The 16,974-nt window shown below is 42.7% G+C and carries 11 protein-coding genes; 2 read left to right on the forward strand and 9 right to left on the reverse strand.

Annotation, left to right across the window (positions count from 1 at the left end; translation table 11 throughout):
- Positions 1-3: 3 nt before the first annotated feature.
- The 5 genes from B3297_RS13440 to rhaT all read right to left on the reverse strand — a co-directional run bounded on the left by B3297_RS13440 (position 4) and on the right by rhaT (position 9,535).
- Complete coding sequence (locus B3297_RS13440; protein WP_286779030.1) at positions 4-3,480, reverse strand: SusC/RagA family TonB-linked outer membrane protein; 3,477 nt, start codon at positions 3,478-3,480, stop codon at positions 4-6.
- 108 nt (positions 3,481-3,588) lie between these two features.
- Positions 3,589-4,959: an FGGY-family carbohydrate kinase gene (locus tag B3297_RS13445; protein WP_286779031.1), complete on the reverse strand. Its 1,371-nt coding sequence runs from the start codon at positions 4,957-4,959 to the stop codon at positions 3,589-3,591.
- A gap of 12 nt (positions 4,960-4,971) precedes the next feature.
- Positions 4,972-6,246 (reverse strand): TIM barrel protein, encoded by a 1,275-nt coding sequence (locus tag B3297_RS13450; protein ID WP_286767709.1) that lies wholly within the window; start codon positions 6,244-6,246, stop codon positions 4,972-4,974.
- An 82-nt stretch (positions 6,247-6,328) separates the two neighbouring features.
- Positions 6,329-8,431 carry a bifunctional aldolase/short-chain dehydrogenase gene (locus B3297_RS13455; RefSeq protein ID WP_286779032.1) on the reverse strand — a complete coding sequence of 701 codons (2,103 nt, stop codon included), beginning with the start codon at positions 8,429-8,431 and terminating at the stop codon, positions 6,329-6,331.
- 27 nt (positions 8,432-8,458) lie between these two features.
- Positions 8,459-9,535, reverse strand: a complete 1,077-nt coding sequence (gene rhaT / locus B3297_RS13460; RefSeq protein ID WP_286767707.1) for an L-rhamnose/proton symporter RhaT — start codon at positions 9,533-9,535, stop codon at positions 8,459-8,461.
- Between the two features lie 174 nt (positions 9,536-9,709).
- On the opposite strand from rhaT, the gene B3297_RS13465 reads away from it, so the two are divergent.
- Together B3297_RS13465 and B3297_RS13470 are read left to right on the forward strand one after the other, a co-directional pair.
- The gene (locus tag B3297_RS13465) at positions 9,710-10,330 is read left to right on the forward strand and encodes a 3'-5' exonuclease (protein ID WP_172462409.1); all 621 of its coding nucleotides are present in this window, start codon (positions 9,710-9,712) and stop codon (positions 10,328-10,330) included.
- Positions 10,331-10,340: 10 nt separating this feature from the next.
- A complete protein-coding gene (locus tag B3297_RS13470) occupies positions 10,341-12,254 on the forward strand; it encodes a DUF294 nucleotidyltransferase-like domain-containing protein (RefSeq protein ID WP_070570129.1) in 1,914 nt (637 codons plus the stop codon).
- Between the two features lie 55 nt (positions 12,255-12,309).
- Here B3297_RS13470 and B3297_RS13475 read toward each other — a convergent pair whose 3' ends face one another.
- The 4 genes from B3297_RS13475 to B3297_RS13490 form a co-directional block, all read right to left on the reverse strand.
- Positions 12,310-12,861 carry a hypothetical protein gene (locus B3297_RS13475; RefSeq protein ID WP_147281985.1) on the reverse strand — a complete coding sequence of 184 codons (552 nt, stop codon included), beginning with the start codon at positions 12,859-12,861 and terminating at the stop codon, positions 12,310-12,312.
- Positions 12,858-13,361 (reverse strand): hypothetical protein, encoded by a 504-nt coding sequence (locus B3297_RS13480; protein WP_286727391.1) that lies wholly within the window; start codon positions 13,359-13,361, stop codon positions 12,858-12,860. The genes B3297_RS13475 and B3297_RS13480 overlap by 4 nt, the downstream gene beginning before the upstream one ends.
- 1 nt (position 13,362) lies before the next feature.
- Positions 13,363-15,324, reverse strand: coding sequence for an alpha-L-arabinofuranosidase C-terminal domain-containing protein (locus B3297_RS13485; RefSeq protein WP_115046533.1), 1,962 nt, complete (start codon positions 15,322-15,324; stop codon positions 13,363-13,365).
- Between the two features lie 105 nt (positions 15,325-15,429).
- Complete coding sequence (locus tag B3297_RS13490; protein ID WP_236560294.1) at positions 15,430-16,974, reverse strand: alpha-N-arabinofuranosidase; 1,545 nt, start codon at positions 16,972-16,974, stop codon at positions 15,430-15,432.

A 16,974-nucleotide genomic window follows, 5' to 3' on the forward strand; every position in this document is an offset into this window, starting at 1 on the left:
ACATTAAAATTCCAAACTTACACCACCGGAGAATGTTCTCATGGTCGGATAAGAATATGCCGCCACTTCAAATCCACCAACAAGAGACTGACGTGGATCTATTCCTGAATGGGCTGTTTTCATAAAAAGATTATCACCTGAAGCGAATATTCGAAGTCGCTTGATTTTCATTTTTGACAAGATACTTTCTGGCAAAGTATAACCGATCGTCACATTTTTAAAATTGAGATAGGAAGCACTGAATAAGCCCAAATCACTGTAGAGCCAGCTTCCTGTAGTTGCGCCATTGCCATAGGTATTACCATACATCACCATAGGGAATTTTGCACCCGTGTTGTTCGGTGTCCAGGTATTACCGATGAGTTCCGATGAAAGCGCTTTTCCAGGATCTTCACTTACATACAAATTGTTTCCGTACTCCGTACTAAAAAACTTTCCGCCCAATTGGTAAGCCAATGCCAAATACAGGTCAAAATTCTTGTAACGTAGGGAAGTACTAAATCCGCCTATCCATTTAGGTAACGCGCTCCCCATTTCGTAGCGGCTAGCTTTTGAATAGTCTGTGGTTGTTATACTTTCGCCCTCTTTATATCCGGGATAAGTACCTGCGTCAACATCGGCTTTGCTAATTTGATGGTAGTAAAGTGGTAAACCCGTATTTTGGTCCACACCGCCATATTTCAACATATAGAGGTTAAAGAAATCTTTGTTGACTCCACGTAAATAGGTAATATTTGCTACAGCACTTGTTCCTGCGGCAGCCCAAGCATCGGTACCTGCGGTCCAATTTCCTCCCAAAGCATCTGAACCGACACCATTTGGTACAGCTTTCAGCTTAGTGGTATAATGTGTTCCGTTTGTCGATACTGTCCAGTTGAAATCAGGTTTCTTGATGATGTCTACTGATAGGTCGATTTCAAAACCTTTATTTCCGATTTTTGCGGAGTTCGTCGCAATGGAAGACTGTCCCTTGGATATAGCAATAGGCTGATTCCAGATGGCATTTACCGTGACGCGGTTATAATAATCGAGTGATCCACGTACTCGTCCAAAGAAGCTAAAATCAATACCACCATCTAATGTATGTATGTTTTCCCAGGTTAATTGGTCATTGACATATGCATTTTGATTTAAGGTGATATTTGCGGGTATACCCGTTCCATTTGTCGTCTGTGTATACGTGGCGGCGTAACTCCATGTTTGGTATCCCGAATAGTTGGATATTCCATTCTGATTACCGATTACACCATAACTACCGCGTATTTTTAGGAGGTCGAGCCAGCCTTTGCTACTTTCCATAAATTGCTCACTGTCGATACGCCAACCGCCACCAACGGACCAGAACGTACCCCAGCGTTTATCTTTCAACTTGAATTTTGACGAGCCATCCCGACGGACAGATCCTTGAAAAAAGTACCTGTCGTTGTAGTTGTAATTGACCCGGGAAAAATAACTTTCCATGGTACGTTTATCCTCACCGCCCCCCGGATTTGGGAATGTTCCACCGTCATAACGTCCGACAAAGTTGATATAAGATGCAAAATCATCAATCAATGCATAAGATGAGCGGTAATTGAGCTGCTCGTTCTTGAATGAATCATATTCATGCCCCAAAAGCGCCTCTATATTGTGTAAACCTATTGTTTTCGAATAATTCAGTAATTGTTGCAGGTTTAAAATCGTTGTATTGGATGCGGTCTTACCAAAGGCTCCAATGCCTGCTGCCTGTCCCGATTCGCTGTTCCAGTAACGTGTACGCATCTCATTAAACTTATCCATCGAGACATTTGCTGTAAACGTAAAGTCCTTCAGGAATTTGGCCTGCCCATAGACCCGTGTTGTCCAATCATCCGATACACGTTGATCCAAATCATTGTCCAGCACCGTCAAAACATTGGTAGAAGATAGTGCAGCCGATGTTAACCCCAGTGGAGAGTAGGTATCTCCGGCAAGTACATGCACTTTATTTTTCCCATTGTCATCAATCAGGGCGCCATTTTTATCGCGTGCATAGAGCTGCACCAAAGGATTCTGTCCATTGATAAACCGGAACACGTTGGCTGTAGAACTACCGGGATTACGGCCGAAGCGTGTCGCCGGCGATTGTGTGGTCCGATTGGAGTAGCCAATATTAGCACCCAATTTTAGCCAGGCATTCAATTGCGCATCAAAATTGGCACGTCCATTATAGCGTTTGAAGGAAGATCCCCGAATATAAGATGGGTCTTCCAAGTACCCACCTGAAAGGAAATAATTTACTTTATCGTTACCACCGGAGGCCGATAGATCATAATCTTGTCGTAATCTATTCTCCAGTAGATAATCATCATATCTGTCGCTGTATAACAGGCGAGCTCCAGGGTTCAATTTACCATCTGTATTGACGAGGTATGCGCCACTCATGGTTGAACTCGCATCAGCTCCTGTGCCTGAGGGTGTATAGATCGCTCCCGGCACATCATACAACATCCAGTTACCTAAGCTGTTTCGTTGAAATTTAGTCGTAGATCCGATGTAGTCAAATAGGTGCGAACTGGCAAATTCAGCAGCCTGTTCGTGCGACATATTCGGATTCTGTACATTTGTCGTATATCTTTTTGAAATACCGGTACCATCCACTCCATAGCGTACAGAGTTGTACACAGAGAGCCAGGCGAATTCATAAATATCCTTCGGATTGGAGATTTTATCGAATTGATATGGTCCCACCTGATTGACACCGAGCTTTCCTTCAAATGAAATGCGAGGTTGCCCTGACACGCCTTTTTTTGTCGTCACCAATACGACGCCGTTGGCCCCTCTAGCGCCGTACAGAGCCGTCGATGCCGCATCCTTCAAGATAGAAACACTCTGGATATCTTTTGGATTTAAGGTGGCGAGCGGGTTATCATTTTGTGCGGGAACACCATCAATGACGACCAGCGCGTTTGAGGTATTCTGACTCGCCGAGCCTATACCGCGCACGCGAATTCCCATGTCGATACCTGGCTGTCCATCCACTGCCGACACCTGAATACCGGGAGCAGCCCCTTCCAAGGCCCTACTGACAGTCGAATTTGACTGCATATTCAATGCTTTATTGTCGATTGTGGATACGGATCCTGTCAGATCCTTTTTTTTCGCCGCACCATAAGCAACGACAACAACTTCATCCAGTACAGTGTTGTCTTCCTGCAGTTCAACACGAAGTGGGATCCCCACAGTCCCTTCCATATTTTTTGCGATGTACCCTACATATTGGATTGAAAGAACAACTTTGTTGCTCGCGACAGAAAGGGTAAAATCACCATTTTCATTTGTTGAACTAGCATTTTTACCACCGACTTCTTTAATCGAAGCTCCAGCGATAGGTCGCCCGCTCTTGCTACCCACCACATGACCCTGTATAATCTTGGTCACCTGAGCAACTAACGCAAACGGCATTCCCATCATCATTGCCACGCAAAGAATTAATGAGTAATGTTTTAATTTACTTTCCATTCTGATTAGAGGTTTAATTTAATTTGGTTTAATCTGTTTATAATTCTATATCGAAGTAATAGAAAACAAACTGAACAGCTGTACCGTACTATCCTGTTCTAAAATCATTTACGAAATAGGATGTGGCTTAAATAATTTTAATTCCACCAAGTTTTGTGGGATCTCTGCTGCGTTCCAATGCTGGTGCATCAACAGTGCAGCACCCAAGGCTGTTGCTTGTGGCATCGCTGCAGCAAATACCTCCATAGCTGGAAATTCACGCGCAATCAAACTCATAAAGATCTGATTTCGGCTAAATCCACCATCGACAAATATCCGTTTAGCCCCTGTACAGCGAAGAACAAGTTGGGTGGCAGTCACCTGTGCCTTGACCAGACAGTAGACTAAGCTATGGTAAGCAGTTTGATAATCTGGATAACGATGCAGATCAATAGCTTCAAAAGATTTCAAATTTATTGCTTTCGGAAGATCAAGCGCTGTCAAAGCCGCGATAATGTCCCAGTCGATTTCAAGTGTTCTAAATTTGGCCGTGGCCACCGCAAAGAAATCAGCAATACGCTTTGATTGAATTTCATGTTCATACCCTGCAAATAAACGGGAGGCTTTTACGGGAGTACCGCGATAGGAAAGATAGAACAAACAATCCTGTTGCAGCTCCTCTATTGTCAAATCGATCGACGCAAATGGGTTTAATGAAATGCACCAGGTGCCTGTAGAAATTAAAACAAAGGGTTCTTTATTACTCATTAAATAAGGAATAAGTGCCGCGGAACTATCATGCAACCCCGTTCCAACCCAATATGATTTACCTAGAAACGTACTTTTAAAGGCTGTATCGCCCGAAACAATTGGCGGGAAAGCTCCAACGAGGCCCTCGTCTTCTACCCATTGATGATAATGATGCTGTTTAAAGTCCCAAAGTGCAGTATGGCAGCCGATGCTAGTCAAATCTGTACACAACTTGCCTGAAACCAAAAAGCTTAAATATTGAGGTAAGTGTACCGCATAGGCAAGTTGCCCAAATAAGTCAGGTTTTTCACGCTTCAGACGCAAGAGCTGTAAGCCTGAATTCAGACTACCCAGTGATGGTGATGCCGTTGCCAATGAAAATGCGACAACACCGCCATATGCGTCATATAACTGTTGCTGTATATCCGCAGGAAAATCTTTGAGATAGCTGTATAAGGGAGTCAAAGGTTTGCCCTGTGCATCAATGTAAACCAAGCTAGCCCCATAGGCTGCAAAGTTGATTGCCTGAATATCATATTCGTCCCGCCGGAGTACTTCATGCAAGGCATCAAAAATCGACAAACGGAGGCTTTCAAGATTTTCACAGGGATCCCCACCTTCATCGACAGTTTCTAAAAATCGAGCAGATCGTTGCCATAGCACGCTATAGTTTTTATCAAATAAAAGAAGTTTTTTATTCGTTTTCCCAACATCAAATACGGCTACGACAGGTATACTTTTGTTTTCCATGTCGTGTATCTTTTAGAGGCCTGTAGCAACGCTGTTTTTACCCCTTTCTTCCACCAGTCTATCTCGTAACGCCAGTTTCCTAAATAGCCCTATGGGATCCAATGCCGCACCGCTGCGTCGTCTGGCTTCAGCAAGCAATGGTCTTACATCTGTTCGAAATGCCTGTTGTAAAATCTCCTGAGCAGCGACCACATCGTTTTGAGCTTGCGCTTCGCGAAGCGATTTGCGATCGATAAGCAAGGCTTGCGCATAGGCTATTTTAATGGCTTCTACCGATTGTAGTAAATCGACTAATGGGTCTTTCAGATTATGCGAAGCGTCAATCATCCAACCTAAAGCCGATTCATGCGCCATTCCTCGCGCGTCCATCCCATCAATCAATTCACTGAATATCAAAAACAATTGATAAGGTTTCATACAACCTGCCGTCAGATCGTCGTCGCCATATTTGCTATCATTAAAATGAAAGCCGCCCAATTTCCCTTCCATTAACAGCAGCGATACGATTTGTTCAATGTTTGTATTCGGTAGATGATGCCCTAGATCTACCAAGGTAAATGCCTGCGGACCTAGCTTATTTGCTAAAAGTAAAGACTGCCCCCAATCGCCAATGGTCGTCGAATAGAAATAAGGTTCAAATGCCTTATATTCAATAAACAGGCTCCAGTCTATAGGTAGATGCGTATAGATTTCCTGTAGGCTAGCAAGGGTATTTTCAAAGGCCTGTCTAAAATTCAGCTGCCCAGGGAATGATGAACCATCAGCCAGCCATACCGACAAGCATGTTGATCCCAATTGCTTCCCAAAGTCGATAACTTCTATATTATGATCAATAGCCTGTTGGCGTACGCGTGGATCAACGTGATGCAAAGACCCAAATTTATAGCTGTGCTCCTGCCCGACCTGATCCTGAAATGTATTTGAATTCATCGCATCAAAGTGAATTCCAAAACTTGCTGCGTACTGCTTCAACGCTTCAGCATCATTAGGAATATCCCAGGGAATATGCAATGATATAGCATCACTCGATCCATTCAATGCATGCAACAGGCCGACATCCGCAATTTTCTGCTCCAGTGTTGCCGGTTCACCTGCACCGGAGAAACGGCCAAACCGCGTTCCACCTGTACCCAATGCCCAGCTTGGTATAGCAATCTGGAATTTTTGTAGTTTTTCTAAAATTTCTTCTTTTTGTACAATCTCGTGAGAAACAAAATCAAAGGCTCGCTGGTGCCTCTCCTGCAATTGGTCATTATGTGCGGCGATAGCACACTTGTCTAAAATCATAATAGTACTGTTTTCGGTTTATTAAAATAGGGTATTGTGGTTTCTTGATCTTATTGAAAACACAATACCGAAGATAGCGAAATTAGCGCACAAATGCCATTGCTACGCCACCGTCTACATTGAGTATATTACCTGTAGATTTCGAGAGCAAACCACCTACAAAACAAAAACAGGCATTTGCAATATCCTCCGGTAGAATCACTTCATTCAACAAGGTCCGCTTCGCGTAAAATGTAGGCAGTTCCTCGATCTGAATGCCATAAGCCTTTGCGCGACCCTCGGCCCAGCCCCCAGCCCAAATATTGCTGTCGGAAATCACCGCATCGGGATTAACGACATTGACACGGATTTTGAATGGCCCAAGCTCTGCGGCACACAATCTACTTAAGTGCAGTTGCGCACCTTTTGCACTCCCATAACCGACATTATTCGGACCACTAACAAATGCATTTTTGCTGACTATATTTAAGATATCACCACCTATGTTCTGTCCCTTTAAAATTGGTGTGATGGCTTGGGTAACCAAAAATTGTCCTTTAACCAATACATCATACAATAGGTCCCAATCTTGTTGGGTATGGTCCTCGATCGATTTAGAAATCGATAATCCGGCGTTATTGACAATGATGTCTATCCCGCCAAAGGCTAAAACAGTTTTATACAACGCTTCTTGGATCTGTTCTTCTTCGGTCACATCCAGCAGGACGGAGATCACTGCATCTTGGCCAAATTGTGCCACGAATTCTTGCTCGCACTCCGCCAAACGTTCAGCATTAATATCGTTCAGCACAACGACGGCCCCTTCCTGTGCCATTTTCTTGGCTATCGCTTTTCCGATTCCACCACCACTTCCCGTCACCAAAGCAATCTTTCCGGAAAGTGCTTTTGGTTTGGGCATACGCTGCAATTTAGCCTCCTCAAGTAACCAATATTCGATATTGAAAGCCTCCTGACGCGGCAAAGCCGTATACTCACTAACAGCCTCTGCACCCTTCATGACATGGATCGCATTGATATAAAACTCTGCCGCTACACGTGCCGTTTGTTTATCTTTTGCAAAGGAAAACATGCCGACGCCTGGGTATAAAATGATTACCGGATTTCTATCGCGGATAGCGGGACTATTATCGTGCTTACAACTTTCATAGTAGTGGGTGTACATATCCCGATACTGTTCAAATAAAGGTGTTAATTTGACTTTGAGCTCTTCGACGTTATCTAAATTTTCATTTTTATCCAGGTTCAGTACCAAAGGCTGAATCTTTGTCCGTAAAAAGTGGTCTGGACAGCTCGTCCCCAATGGAGCCAGGCGTGCGAGATCGTTAGAATTGATAAATTCCAGCACATCCTCATCATCGGTAAAATGGCCGACCATATGTCTTTCACTTGAACAAAATCCCCGAAGAAGAGGGGCTAATTTAGCCGCTTGTGAACTGCGTTGACTTCGCTCCAGACTGGTTTCTTTTTGTCCTCCAAAAACAGATTTTTTGGTCTTATAATTTTCTTCAAGATAAGCTGCACAGGTCTCTATTGCATCCAATGAATTCACATAACATTCATGTGCGGTGTCTCCCCATGTAAACAAGCCATGTGATCCCAACATAATACCCCGAATACCCGGATTTTCTGCTAAACAGGCTCTTAACTTGAGGCCCAGATCAAACCCTGGCCGCTGCCAATCTACCCAGCCGATGGCGCCATTAAACAATTCTTGTGTAATCTTCTTCCCATCTTTTGCAGCGGCAATAGCAATGGCTGCATCGGGATGCAAGTGATCAATATGTTTAAATGGTAAAAACCCATGTAATGGCGTATCAATAGAGGGTGCTTTAGAATCCAGATCGTAAATACAATGGTTAAATAGTTCAACCATTTCATCTTCGTGTTCCAAACCTTGGTAGACCTGCTCTAAACTGCGCAGCCGTTGAAGATAGAGTGCTGCCAATCCCGATTTCTTAAGCGTCCCAATATCTCCGCCTGAGCCCTTTATCCACATCACTTCCACATCCGCTCCGGTCAATGGATCTTTTTCAACAACTTTACAGGAGGTATTGCCCCCACCATAATTTGTGATTCTTAAATCCGCGCCTAAAATATTCGAACGATATAATAATAAAGCCACTTCATCACCGCCTAGTGTACGTGCTTTCTCATCGTCCCATAAGTAATTGACATGTTTGTACATTTTCACCTCTTCTATATAGTTTAAGTATTAATTTTCTAATGTCCTTGCAAAGCCTAGCATGCAAATGGAAATGATAATTGTGATAATCCCAGCAATAATGGAACGATAGGTCAAACGTTCTACCCCTCGCCATTCTTTTAATACAACACCCCAGGCATTTGAAATAAGAATGATGAAAGCCATATGTAATATCCAGGAACTAGCGCCATTACCCAGCCGGCTTTCCCCCATACCATAAAAGAAAAATTGGAGATACCAGGTTGTCCCAGCGATAGCACATAAAAGAAAATTCCGCAACTTCGGCACTGCTGGTTTCGTATAATCTTTAAAAGACTTATTCTTGATGAGCAGATAAAGACACCAAATAAAATTCGTCATAAAGCCACCCCACAGAATTACGATATAGGTTACATTATTTTGATAGAGAAATTCTCCCTTATTGGGGTTAGCAGCCTTCCATAGCGCATTGCTCACGTCCGCCATGGGTTTCCCAGACTCTATACCAAAATTGAAGCAGGCACTTAGTATACCCGAGACAATCGCTACCACGATACCTAAACCGAAGTTGTAATCCGATTTACTTTCGGCTGATAATGTTGACAGGTGTTTTTCTTTGGACATACCAGCCTTACCACATAGATAGACTCCGACCAAGCAGACCAACAGTCCAATGAGAATGCAAACACCCGGCTGTGTCGTAAAGAAGTAATCGATCCCGTGTTTACCCTCGGCCCGATTGAAAAAATAATAAATGCTAGGCATCAAGGAGCCAAATACCATGCTGAGTCCCAAAATAATACTACTTCCCAACGATACGCCGAGGTAACGCACACCAAGACCATAAGTCAGACCGCCTATCCCCCAAAGCATACCAAACAAAAAAGTATAACTTAAAATGGAATTATTGGTCTCTTTAATAATCGCCATAAAATTGGGTATCGTGAGCATGGCCGCGATGGGAGGTATAATGATCCACGAAAAAAGTCCGCCCAAAATCCACATGGATTCCCAGGACCAACCTTTCACCTTTTTATAGGGCACATAAAAACTTCCAGACGCAAAACCGCCTATAAAATGGAAGATTACTCCGAAAACAGCATTCATTAGCTATGTATTTAGGTATTACATAGCTAAAGTAAATGATTTTAGAAAAGGAACTGTTATGCACTGTTATGTTGTAACGACAAAATAGTTACGCTATAGCTAAATTATTTCGATACGGCCCGTTATCCTGCAACAAATTTTGATTACTTTTAATTATTAATTACCGACAATTCATTGAAAAAATATTTGCTATTCTTAGATACGGAAACATCTGGTTTACCGAAAAAATGGAACAAGAGTTATATGGACAGTGACAATTGGCCCCATATTTTACAATTGGCCTGGATCATCTATGACGAAGACCAACAGGAAGTTAAACGAACCAATAAATATATTTACGAGCCGTTAATACCAATTAGCCCTGCATCCGAACAGATTCATGGATTGACACCACCTTTTCTAATGAAATATGGTGAGAAGAAAAAAGACGTATTACGGAAATTCAGTCATGACATCAAAAAATATAAGCCGCAGTTAATCGGCCATTTTCTATCATTCGACCTGCAGGTATTAGCAGCCGAATTCTATCGATCCAACTTGGCTATTCCATTTCATAACTTAGCATATTTTTGCACCTTGTTGCATAGCAAAAAATACGTTCGGAATCCGAATATGGTACATCTTCCACTTTCATCGCTACATGAAACGCTATTTTCGAGTCCAGCGACCGAAATGCATAATGCAGAAAAAGATGCCGAGATTACCGCTAAATGTTATTTTGAAATGATTCGAAAAGATGAATTATCCGAGCAGGACATACAAAATCAGCAAGCTGAATTCGAAAACATCTGTTAATGTAACTTCCATGAAAAACCCCGACGCTATACCACGCCTACTGAAATCGACTCAGCCATTTCAAATTCTGCCCGAAACCCTACAATTGAGTATCGTCGACAGATTCAATGAACATCGTTTTTCCAAAGATACCTTAGTTTATCGGCAGAACATTACGGATATGGATGGTGTTGATTTAATCCTCGAAGGTGAATATGAAACGTTCTTTCTGGATGTTTCCGATAATAAACGATTGGTCGAAATACACCATAAGCCGTATTGTTTTGGTGGAATATCAGTCTTATTAAACCGAACAAAAGCACTCAAGTCTGTTATTGCGAAAAAAGGTACAATTATTTATCGTTTACCCCGAAAAGACTTTATTGAGTTGTGTAATGCGAATGAAGAGTTTTTCCATTTTTTCACCAATTCCTTTGGAAAAAGAATGTTAGATGAGGAGTTTTCTCATTTTGTGAAGTCGCCAGCTTCCTTTGAGGAAAGCTACTTTGCGGCAGACCAACTCTATTCGCGCAAAATTGAGCATATTACCTATAAAGATATCGTATCCTGTACACCCGATACCCCCATCTTTGAGGCTGCACAGACCATGGCGAAACACAAGGTAAGCTGCATATTTATTAAAAAGGAGGAGCAGATTCTCGGCTATGCAACCGATATTACCTTAAGAGACAATGTCGTGGCCCAGCAGATTCCGGCAACACAATCTATCGCGCAGGTTATGGATAACCCCATTGTCAGTATTTCCGATCAGGCCTATCTTTACGAAGCTGTACTGATGATGTTCCGTACGAAATCAAGATATCTCCTTGTTGAGAAGGCAGGCAATTATATCGGCTTCCTTAGCCGAAATCGGTTATTGAGTGAACAAGGGCAGTCTCCTCTCGTATTTATTCAATCGGTTAAACTCGCAGAAACATTGGATGAATTGCGTGAAAAATGGAATAATGTTCCTGAGATTATTCACCAATTGCTCGGTAGAGGTGTAAATGCCGAGATTGCGAACCAGGTCATCACGACCGTTGCCGACAGTATTGCCCTTAAAGTAATTGAAAAAGTGATCGGGGAAATGGGCGAGCCACCCGCCAAATTTGTGTTTATGGTAACGGGCAGCGAAGGAAGGAAAGAACAAACGCTAATGACCGACCAAGATAACGCCATTATTTATGAAGATAAAGCAAACGAACAACGGGAGCTCGTACGCGCGTATTTCCTCAATTTTGCCAGTCGCGTGTCGGATCATCTCAATACCATCGGTTTTAGCTACTGTACCGGTGGATATATGGCCAGTAATCCCGAATGGACACATTCGCTGTCGCATTGGAAGAAAAATTACAAGAAATGGATTGAAGAGAGCATCCCCGAGAATGCGATTAAATTTTCGACCTTCTTCGACTGTAGGCGATTATATGGTGACCAGGGCATTATTGATCAACTCAAAGAATTTCTCAATATTGAGCTACAAAAACCCAACGAGCGTTTTTTTACGTTCATTGCAAAGAATGCGCTGCAATATGAACCGCCGCTCACATTTTTCAAGGCAATAAAAACGCAAACAATAGGTTCTTCTGAAGTCTTCAATATCAAGAAAGCGATGACACCCATTGTTGACTTAGTCCGGGTTTACGCACTGCAAAACAGAATTTATGAAGAAAATACCGGTGGTAGGTTGAAACAGCTCCTTGAATTGGGCATCTTCACACAAGAACAGTACGAGGAATTAAATCAATCCTATTATTACCTGATGTCGATCCGTTTAAAAAATCAGGCCAACCAGATCCGTATCGCTAAACTGGCGCCCAACAATTATGTACCTATCGATAGCTTAACCAATATCGAAAAGGCGACAATTAAAGAGATCTTCAAAACAATCCATAATTTTCAACTCGGTATTAAGCTGAAATTCACTAGCAATTTATTTGGTTAAGTACCTTATTGCCATATAAAGGCAATAAGGTACGAAGATCAGCGCTAACGCGCTTCTATTTTTTTGGGAAAGACAAATCAAACTGCCAATGCTTTGCTAATCGCTGCAACTCTTGCTTTGTTATTGGGATGACAGCACCATGTTTGGGCGAAGTGAAATTAGTAGATTTCATTTTACCTGCATTAAAGTGTCCCAGATCAACAAAATTTTTAAAATCTGTGGTTTCACTGAAGCCAAAATTATGTGGTGATATCCCATAGATATCATACATTAACACCCATTTTTCTTCCCCTATCCTTTTCCACACATTCGGAGCTTCACAGGCTTCTGGCTCAGGGTCATAGAAACGATCATCATACTGATAGGGTCCATTCGGGTGGTCTGAAACAGCTTGCTTAATGCCTGGAACACCATCATGGGCAACATAAAAAAGATGGTATTTATTCCCCACCTTCGGCATATCGCCATCGATATAATTTTTATTTGATTTGGGGTATTGAAACAAAAGCTGTGGTTCTGATTCAAATGCTGTGAACTCCTTATTTAAGTAGGCATAGTAGAGCTGATTCAGTCCATTGCCAAACCGCATCGTAAAATAGATCATCATTTTACCATTCCGATCATCATAGATGAGTTCGGGAGCCCAAAAGGCGCCAACATTTTCCCAGCCTTAAAGGCTTTCTCCAAGTAGAGCTCCGTATGCTTCCAGTGAATTAAATCAGGCGATTTCATTAAGACAATACCCCGGTTGTTACCCCATCCAAATGCAACTCCGTCACGCTCCCATTCCGTATTTCTATAACCCTGCTTTTTTGCGTAGATATGTAAATCTGTCATGACCATATAAAAATAACCATCTTTTCCACGCATGATATAGGGATCGCGAATACCTTTCTGCTGTGCAATGCTATCACCAGCAATGATCGGTTTTCCTTTATTGATATCGGTGAAAGAATAGCCATCCTGACTGACAGCAACATACAGACCATGGCTTTCATCCTTAAAATAAACCATGAGGTAAGCAGCCAGATCCGATTCCTTCACCTGTGCAAACAAGTTATGCACAAATAGCATCAGGGTTGTAAAAATGAGTATGCGGATATTCATCTTATTTTACGGTCAATTTTATCAAGGTCAAGGAGTAAGGTTCAAATGTTTCAACAATTGTCTTCCCCTTATAAGTTATTGTATTTTGCTTTGGACGGATATTCAATGGTTCCTCGATACTGTTACTCTGGTTTAAGTTGGCGTTGGCCAAGGTGATTTTCTCTGCTGTCGCAGCAGGCTTTTTCTTCGAATTTATGGCAAGGTTCACTTTCATCGGCTTACTATTGTAATTGACGACTTTCACGATAAGCTGTTGCGCAACGGCATCAAATACTGCAGAAGCATATAGGCTATCTTTGCCCGCTACGAATTCACCATCCCGTTTGATCGGAACAATACTTGTCCCTTTATTGGTCGCATATAATTTTTGCACGTGGTAGCTCGGTGTTCCATATACCTGCAAGTTATCCACCCAAATTAAATCAGGTGACCACTGCCAGCCTTCGACATGACCGAATAATGGCGCGTAAGATGCCATTTCCACTACGTCGCCATTTCGTTCCAGGCCCGTCATGAAAGCGGCTTCCGAGAGGGCCGCCTCCCAGGTACTTTTGCCAGGACCGTTTGGTCGTGTGGTATGCGAAGCGTATTCCCCTGCGAAGATTTTCACCCCATTTCTAGGGTAATTATCATAACGATTGGCGCTCGACAGAAACCAGGATGGTGGGCGGTAATAATGTTCATCAATGATATCGATATTCATCGCCCGCAGTTTATCATCTAAGAAGTCAAAACGATCTCCTTCGGGATCGGTACCCGAACTGGCGATAATTTTGATCTCCGGATGTTTCTCGTTTAACGCTTTCTTGAAGACGGTTAACCGCTCGATATATTGCGGGCCCCAATTTTCATTTCCAACGCCCAACATGCTGAGGTGGAAAGGCTCAGGATGCCCCATATCCGCTCGTAATTTTCCCCATTTTGTAGCTGTTGTGCCGTTAGCAAATTCAATCAGATCCAAAGCGTCTTGAACATATGTATCTAACTCATCTAAGGGTACCACTTCACCGGTATTAAATTGGCAGGCCATACCGCAATTGAGAATTGGCACCGGAGATGCGCCAATATCTTCCGCCAGCAAAAAGTATTCATAAAATCCTAAACCGAAGGTCTGAAAATAATCAGGTGTCAGACGATGGCTAAACTCGGTATTCCAGCGGTTGATAATCAATTCCCTTTCCGTTATTGGTCCAACCGTTTTTTTCCATTGAAACCGATTGGCCAAATCTCTCCCTTCAACAATACAGCCGCCAGGAAAACGGATAAAGCCGGGTTTCATATCGGCAAGCATCTGAACCATATCTTTACGTAAACCCTTCGGTCTACCTTTCCAGGTGTCTACTGGAAATAACGAAAGCATATCGACGTCTAACGTACCTGTCCCTGTAAACCACACATTTAATTTGGCTTTATCTGTCGTTTGGTTGGCAGGAAATTTGACTGCAGCTTCAGACCATGATCCGACGGATTCAAGCGGAAGTTCAGCTGTTCCAATAACTTTATTCTGTTGATCGAGCAGTTCAACATGGATTTTCATTCCTTTAGCTGCACTTTGGTATTGTACTGAGAACTCATATGCTGCACCCGCTTTCACTCCCATTCCTCTAAAGCCTTCATTTTGTAGACCTAATTTCAGGTTAGCTGCACTATGTATCCTTAAATAACGTTTGTTCCCTTTACGTTTGCCATCGTTTAGTAGCAGGTAGCTTCCCTCAGGACCATTTTCGAGCTTTTTCCAGCCCATCCAAGGCTGATCAAACTCAAATGATCTATTCTTTACCAATTCTGCATAGATTCCCCCATCGGCACCAAGATTGATATCTTCAAAAAAGACGCCCCACATATGCGGCGATATGTTGCCTGTAGGTTTATCCAACGCAACATTTAATGTTATCGGTGACTGCGCCAATGCTGAAGAGCCCAAGCTCGCTAACAGTAACAGTGTTGACAGTACTCTTTTCATCCCTATATTTATTTTTTCAACAATAATTTATTATTTCAGGTTTTACACCAGCTTTAACAGCACAAATAGGGTAACACGACATGACAACCCTATCAAAATTAGCTGTTATATTAATTCCAATACAATAACTGAAAATGCAGGAATGTCCACTTCAATTGTACCATTTACAACCTTTGCCTTATTGTACACAACAGGTGCAATTGTTGCGGGTTTCTTAAAGGAATTATAATCGCGTAGGTTGTCCGCGGTAAGTATTCGACCTGTTACTTTTCCAGCTTTCACCGAACCCAAATCTACCTTTACCTTATTATTCTTTTTCGGATCAATATTTACTAAGGAGATATGTGTACGACCTTGCTGATCTTGAGAGGCTGAAACCGACACGGCCGGAATTTTTTCTTGGTTAAATTCAAAATCCGTTGATTGAAGGGAAATAGGAATTAACTTGGCATCCTGATGTACCTTATACATTTCCATCACATGATAAGTCGGCGTCAAAATCATATTCTTTCCTTCTGTCAGGATAACAGCTTGCAATACATTCACGGCTTGGGCAAGATTGGCCATCTTCACCCGGCGAGCATGATTGTTAAAGATATTGAGTGTCATTCCTGCAATCATGGCATCACGCATGGTATTTTGTTGGTAGAGAAAGCCCGGATTCGTGCCAGGTTCTACCGCATACCAGCCGCCCCATTCGTCTACGATCAGATCCACCAGTCCTTTCGGATCATATTTGTCCATGATGGCGATATTCTTTTCCACGAGCTCATTCATAAACCAAGCTGATTTCATGGTTTTAAAATACTCCTCCTCCGAATATTGCGTTGCAGAGCCCTTGTCGTCCCAGTTGATCACGGCATAGTGATGAAGTCCCATGCCTTTCATCAAACCACTTGGAATTTTCTTCATCAAAGTCTCCGTCCAATTATAATCGGCACTATTGGCTCCCGAGGCGATTCGATACAAACCGCTTCCATTGGTCCAGTCCGACATAAACGTGGCGTATTTGCGGTAGATGTCTGTATAGTAATCGGCAGTCATATTTCCGCCACAGCCCCAGGCTTCATTTCCTACGCCCCAGAATTTCACCTTCCAAGGCTCTTGCCGACCATTTTTTCGTCGCCAATCCGACATGGGGCTCTCGCCTTTAAAATTCACATATTGAACCCAGTCGGCAAGTTCCTGCACCTCACCGCTCCCCACATTTCCCGCCAGATAAGGCTCTGCACCCAACAATTCACACATATTGAGAAAATCGTGTGTACCAAAAGAGTTATCCTCTGTCACGCCGCCCCACCAATTGTTTACGATAGCAGGACGCTGGGCTTTGGGGCCAACGCCATCCTTCCAATGATACGTATCGGCAAAACATCCTCCTGGCCAACGCAAATTGGGAATATTCAACTTCTTAAGAGCTTCGATGATATCTTTCCGGACGCCGTCAGCATGGGGAATCGAATCATTTTTCTCACCGACATAAAATCCATCATAAATACAGCGTCCCAAATGTTCGGCAAAATGTCCATAGATATGTCGACTTATAATCTGCTCCTGCTGTGGTGTTTCCAATCTTACACTACTCTGTCCATACAGTAATCCAGTGGCCAGCGTAAAAACAACGCCTAATTTTAATCTTAGCTTCATCAT

Source organism: Sphingobacterium sp. UBA3519, from assembly GCF_002377215.1.
Classification (GTDB): Bacteria; Bacteroidota; Bacteroidia; order Sphingobacteriales; family Sphingobacteriaceae; genus Sphingobacterium; species Sphingobacterium multivorum.

Coding starts and splice junctions, on each gene's coding strand:
- B3297_RS13440 (WP_286779030.1), bottom strand. CDS start 3,480: ATGGAAAGTAAATTAAAACATTACTCATTAATTCTTTGCGTGGCAATG.
- B3297_RS13450 (WP_286767709.1), bottom strand. CDS start 6,246: ATGATTTTAGACAAGTGTGCTATCGCCGCACATAATGACCAATTGCAG.
- B3297_RS13480 (WP_286727391.1), bottom strand. CDS start 13,361: ATGAATATCCGCATACTCATTTTTACAACCCTGATGCTATTTGTGCAT.
- B3297_RS13490 (WP_236560294.1), bottom strand. CDS start 16,974: ATGATGAAGCTAAGATTAAAATTAGGCGTTGTTTTTACGCTGGCCACT.
- B3297_RS13485 (WP_115046533.1), bottom strand. CDS start 15,324: ATGAAAAGAGTACTGTCAACACTGTTACTGTTAGCGAGCTTGGGCTCT.
- B3297_RS13470 (WP_070570129.1), top strand. CDS start 10,341: ATGAAAAACCCCGACGCTATACCACGCCTACTGAAATCGACTCAGCCA.
- B3297_RS13475 (WP_147281985.1), bottom strand. CDS start 12,861: ATGATGATCTATTTTACGATGCGGTTTGGCAATGGACTGAATCAGCTC.
- B3297_RS13455 (WP_286779032.1), bottom strand. CDS start 8,431: ATGTACAAACATGTCAATTACTTATGGGACGATGAGAAAGCACGTACA.
- rhaT (WP_286767707.1), bottom strand. CDS start 9,535: ATGAATGCTGTTTTCGGAGTAATCTTCCATTTTATAGGCGGTTTTGCG.
- B3297_RS13445 (WP_286779031.1), bottom strand. CDS start 4,959: ATGGAAAACAAAAGTATACCTGTCGTAGCCGTATTTGATGTTGGGAAA.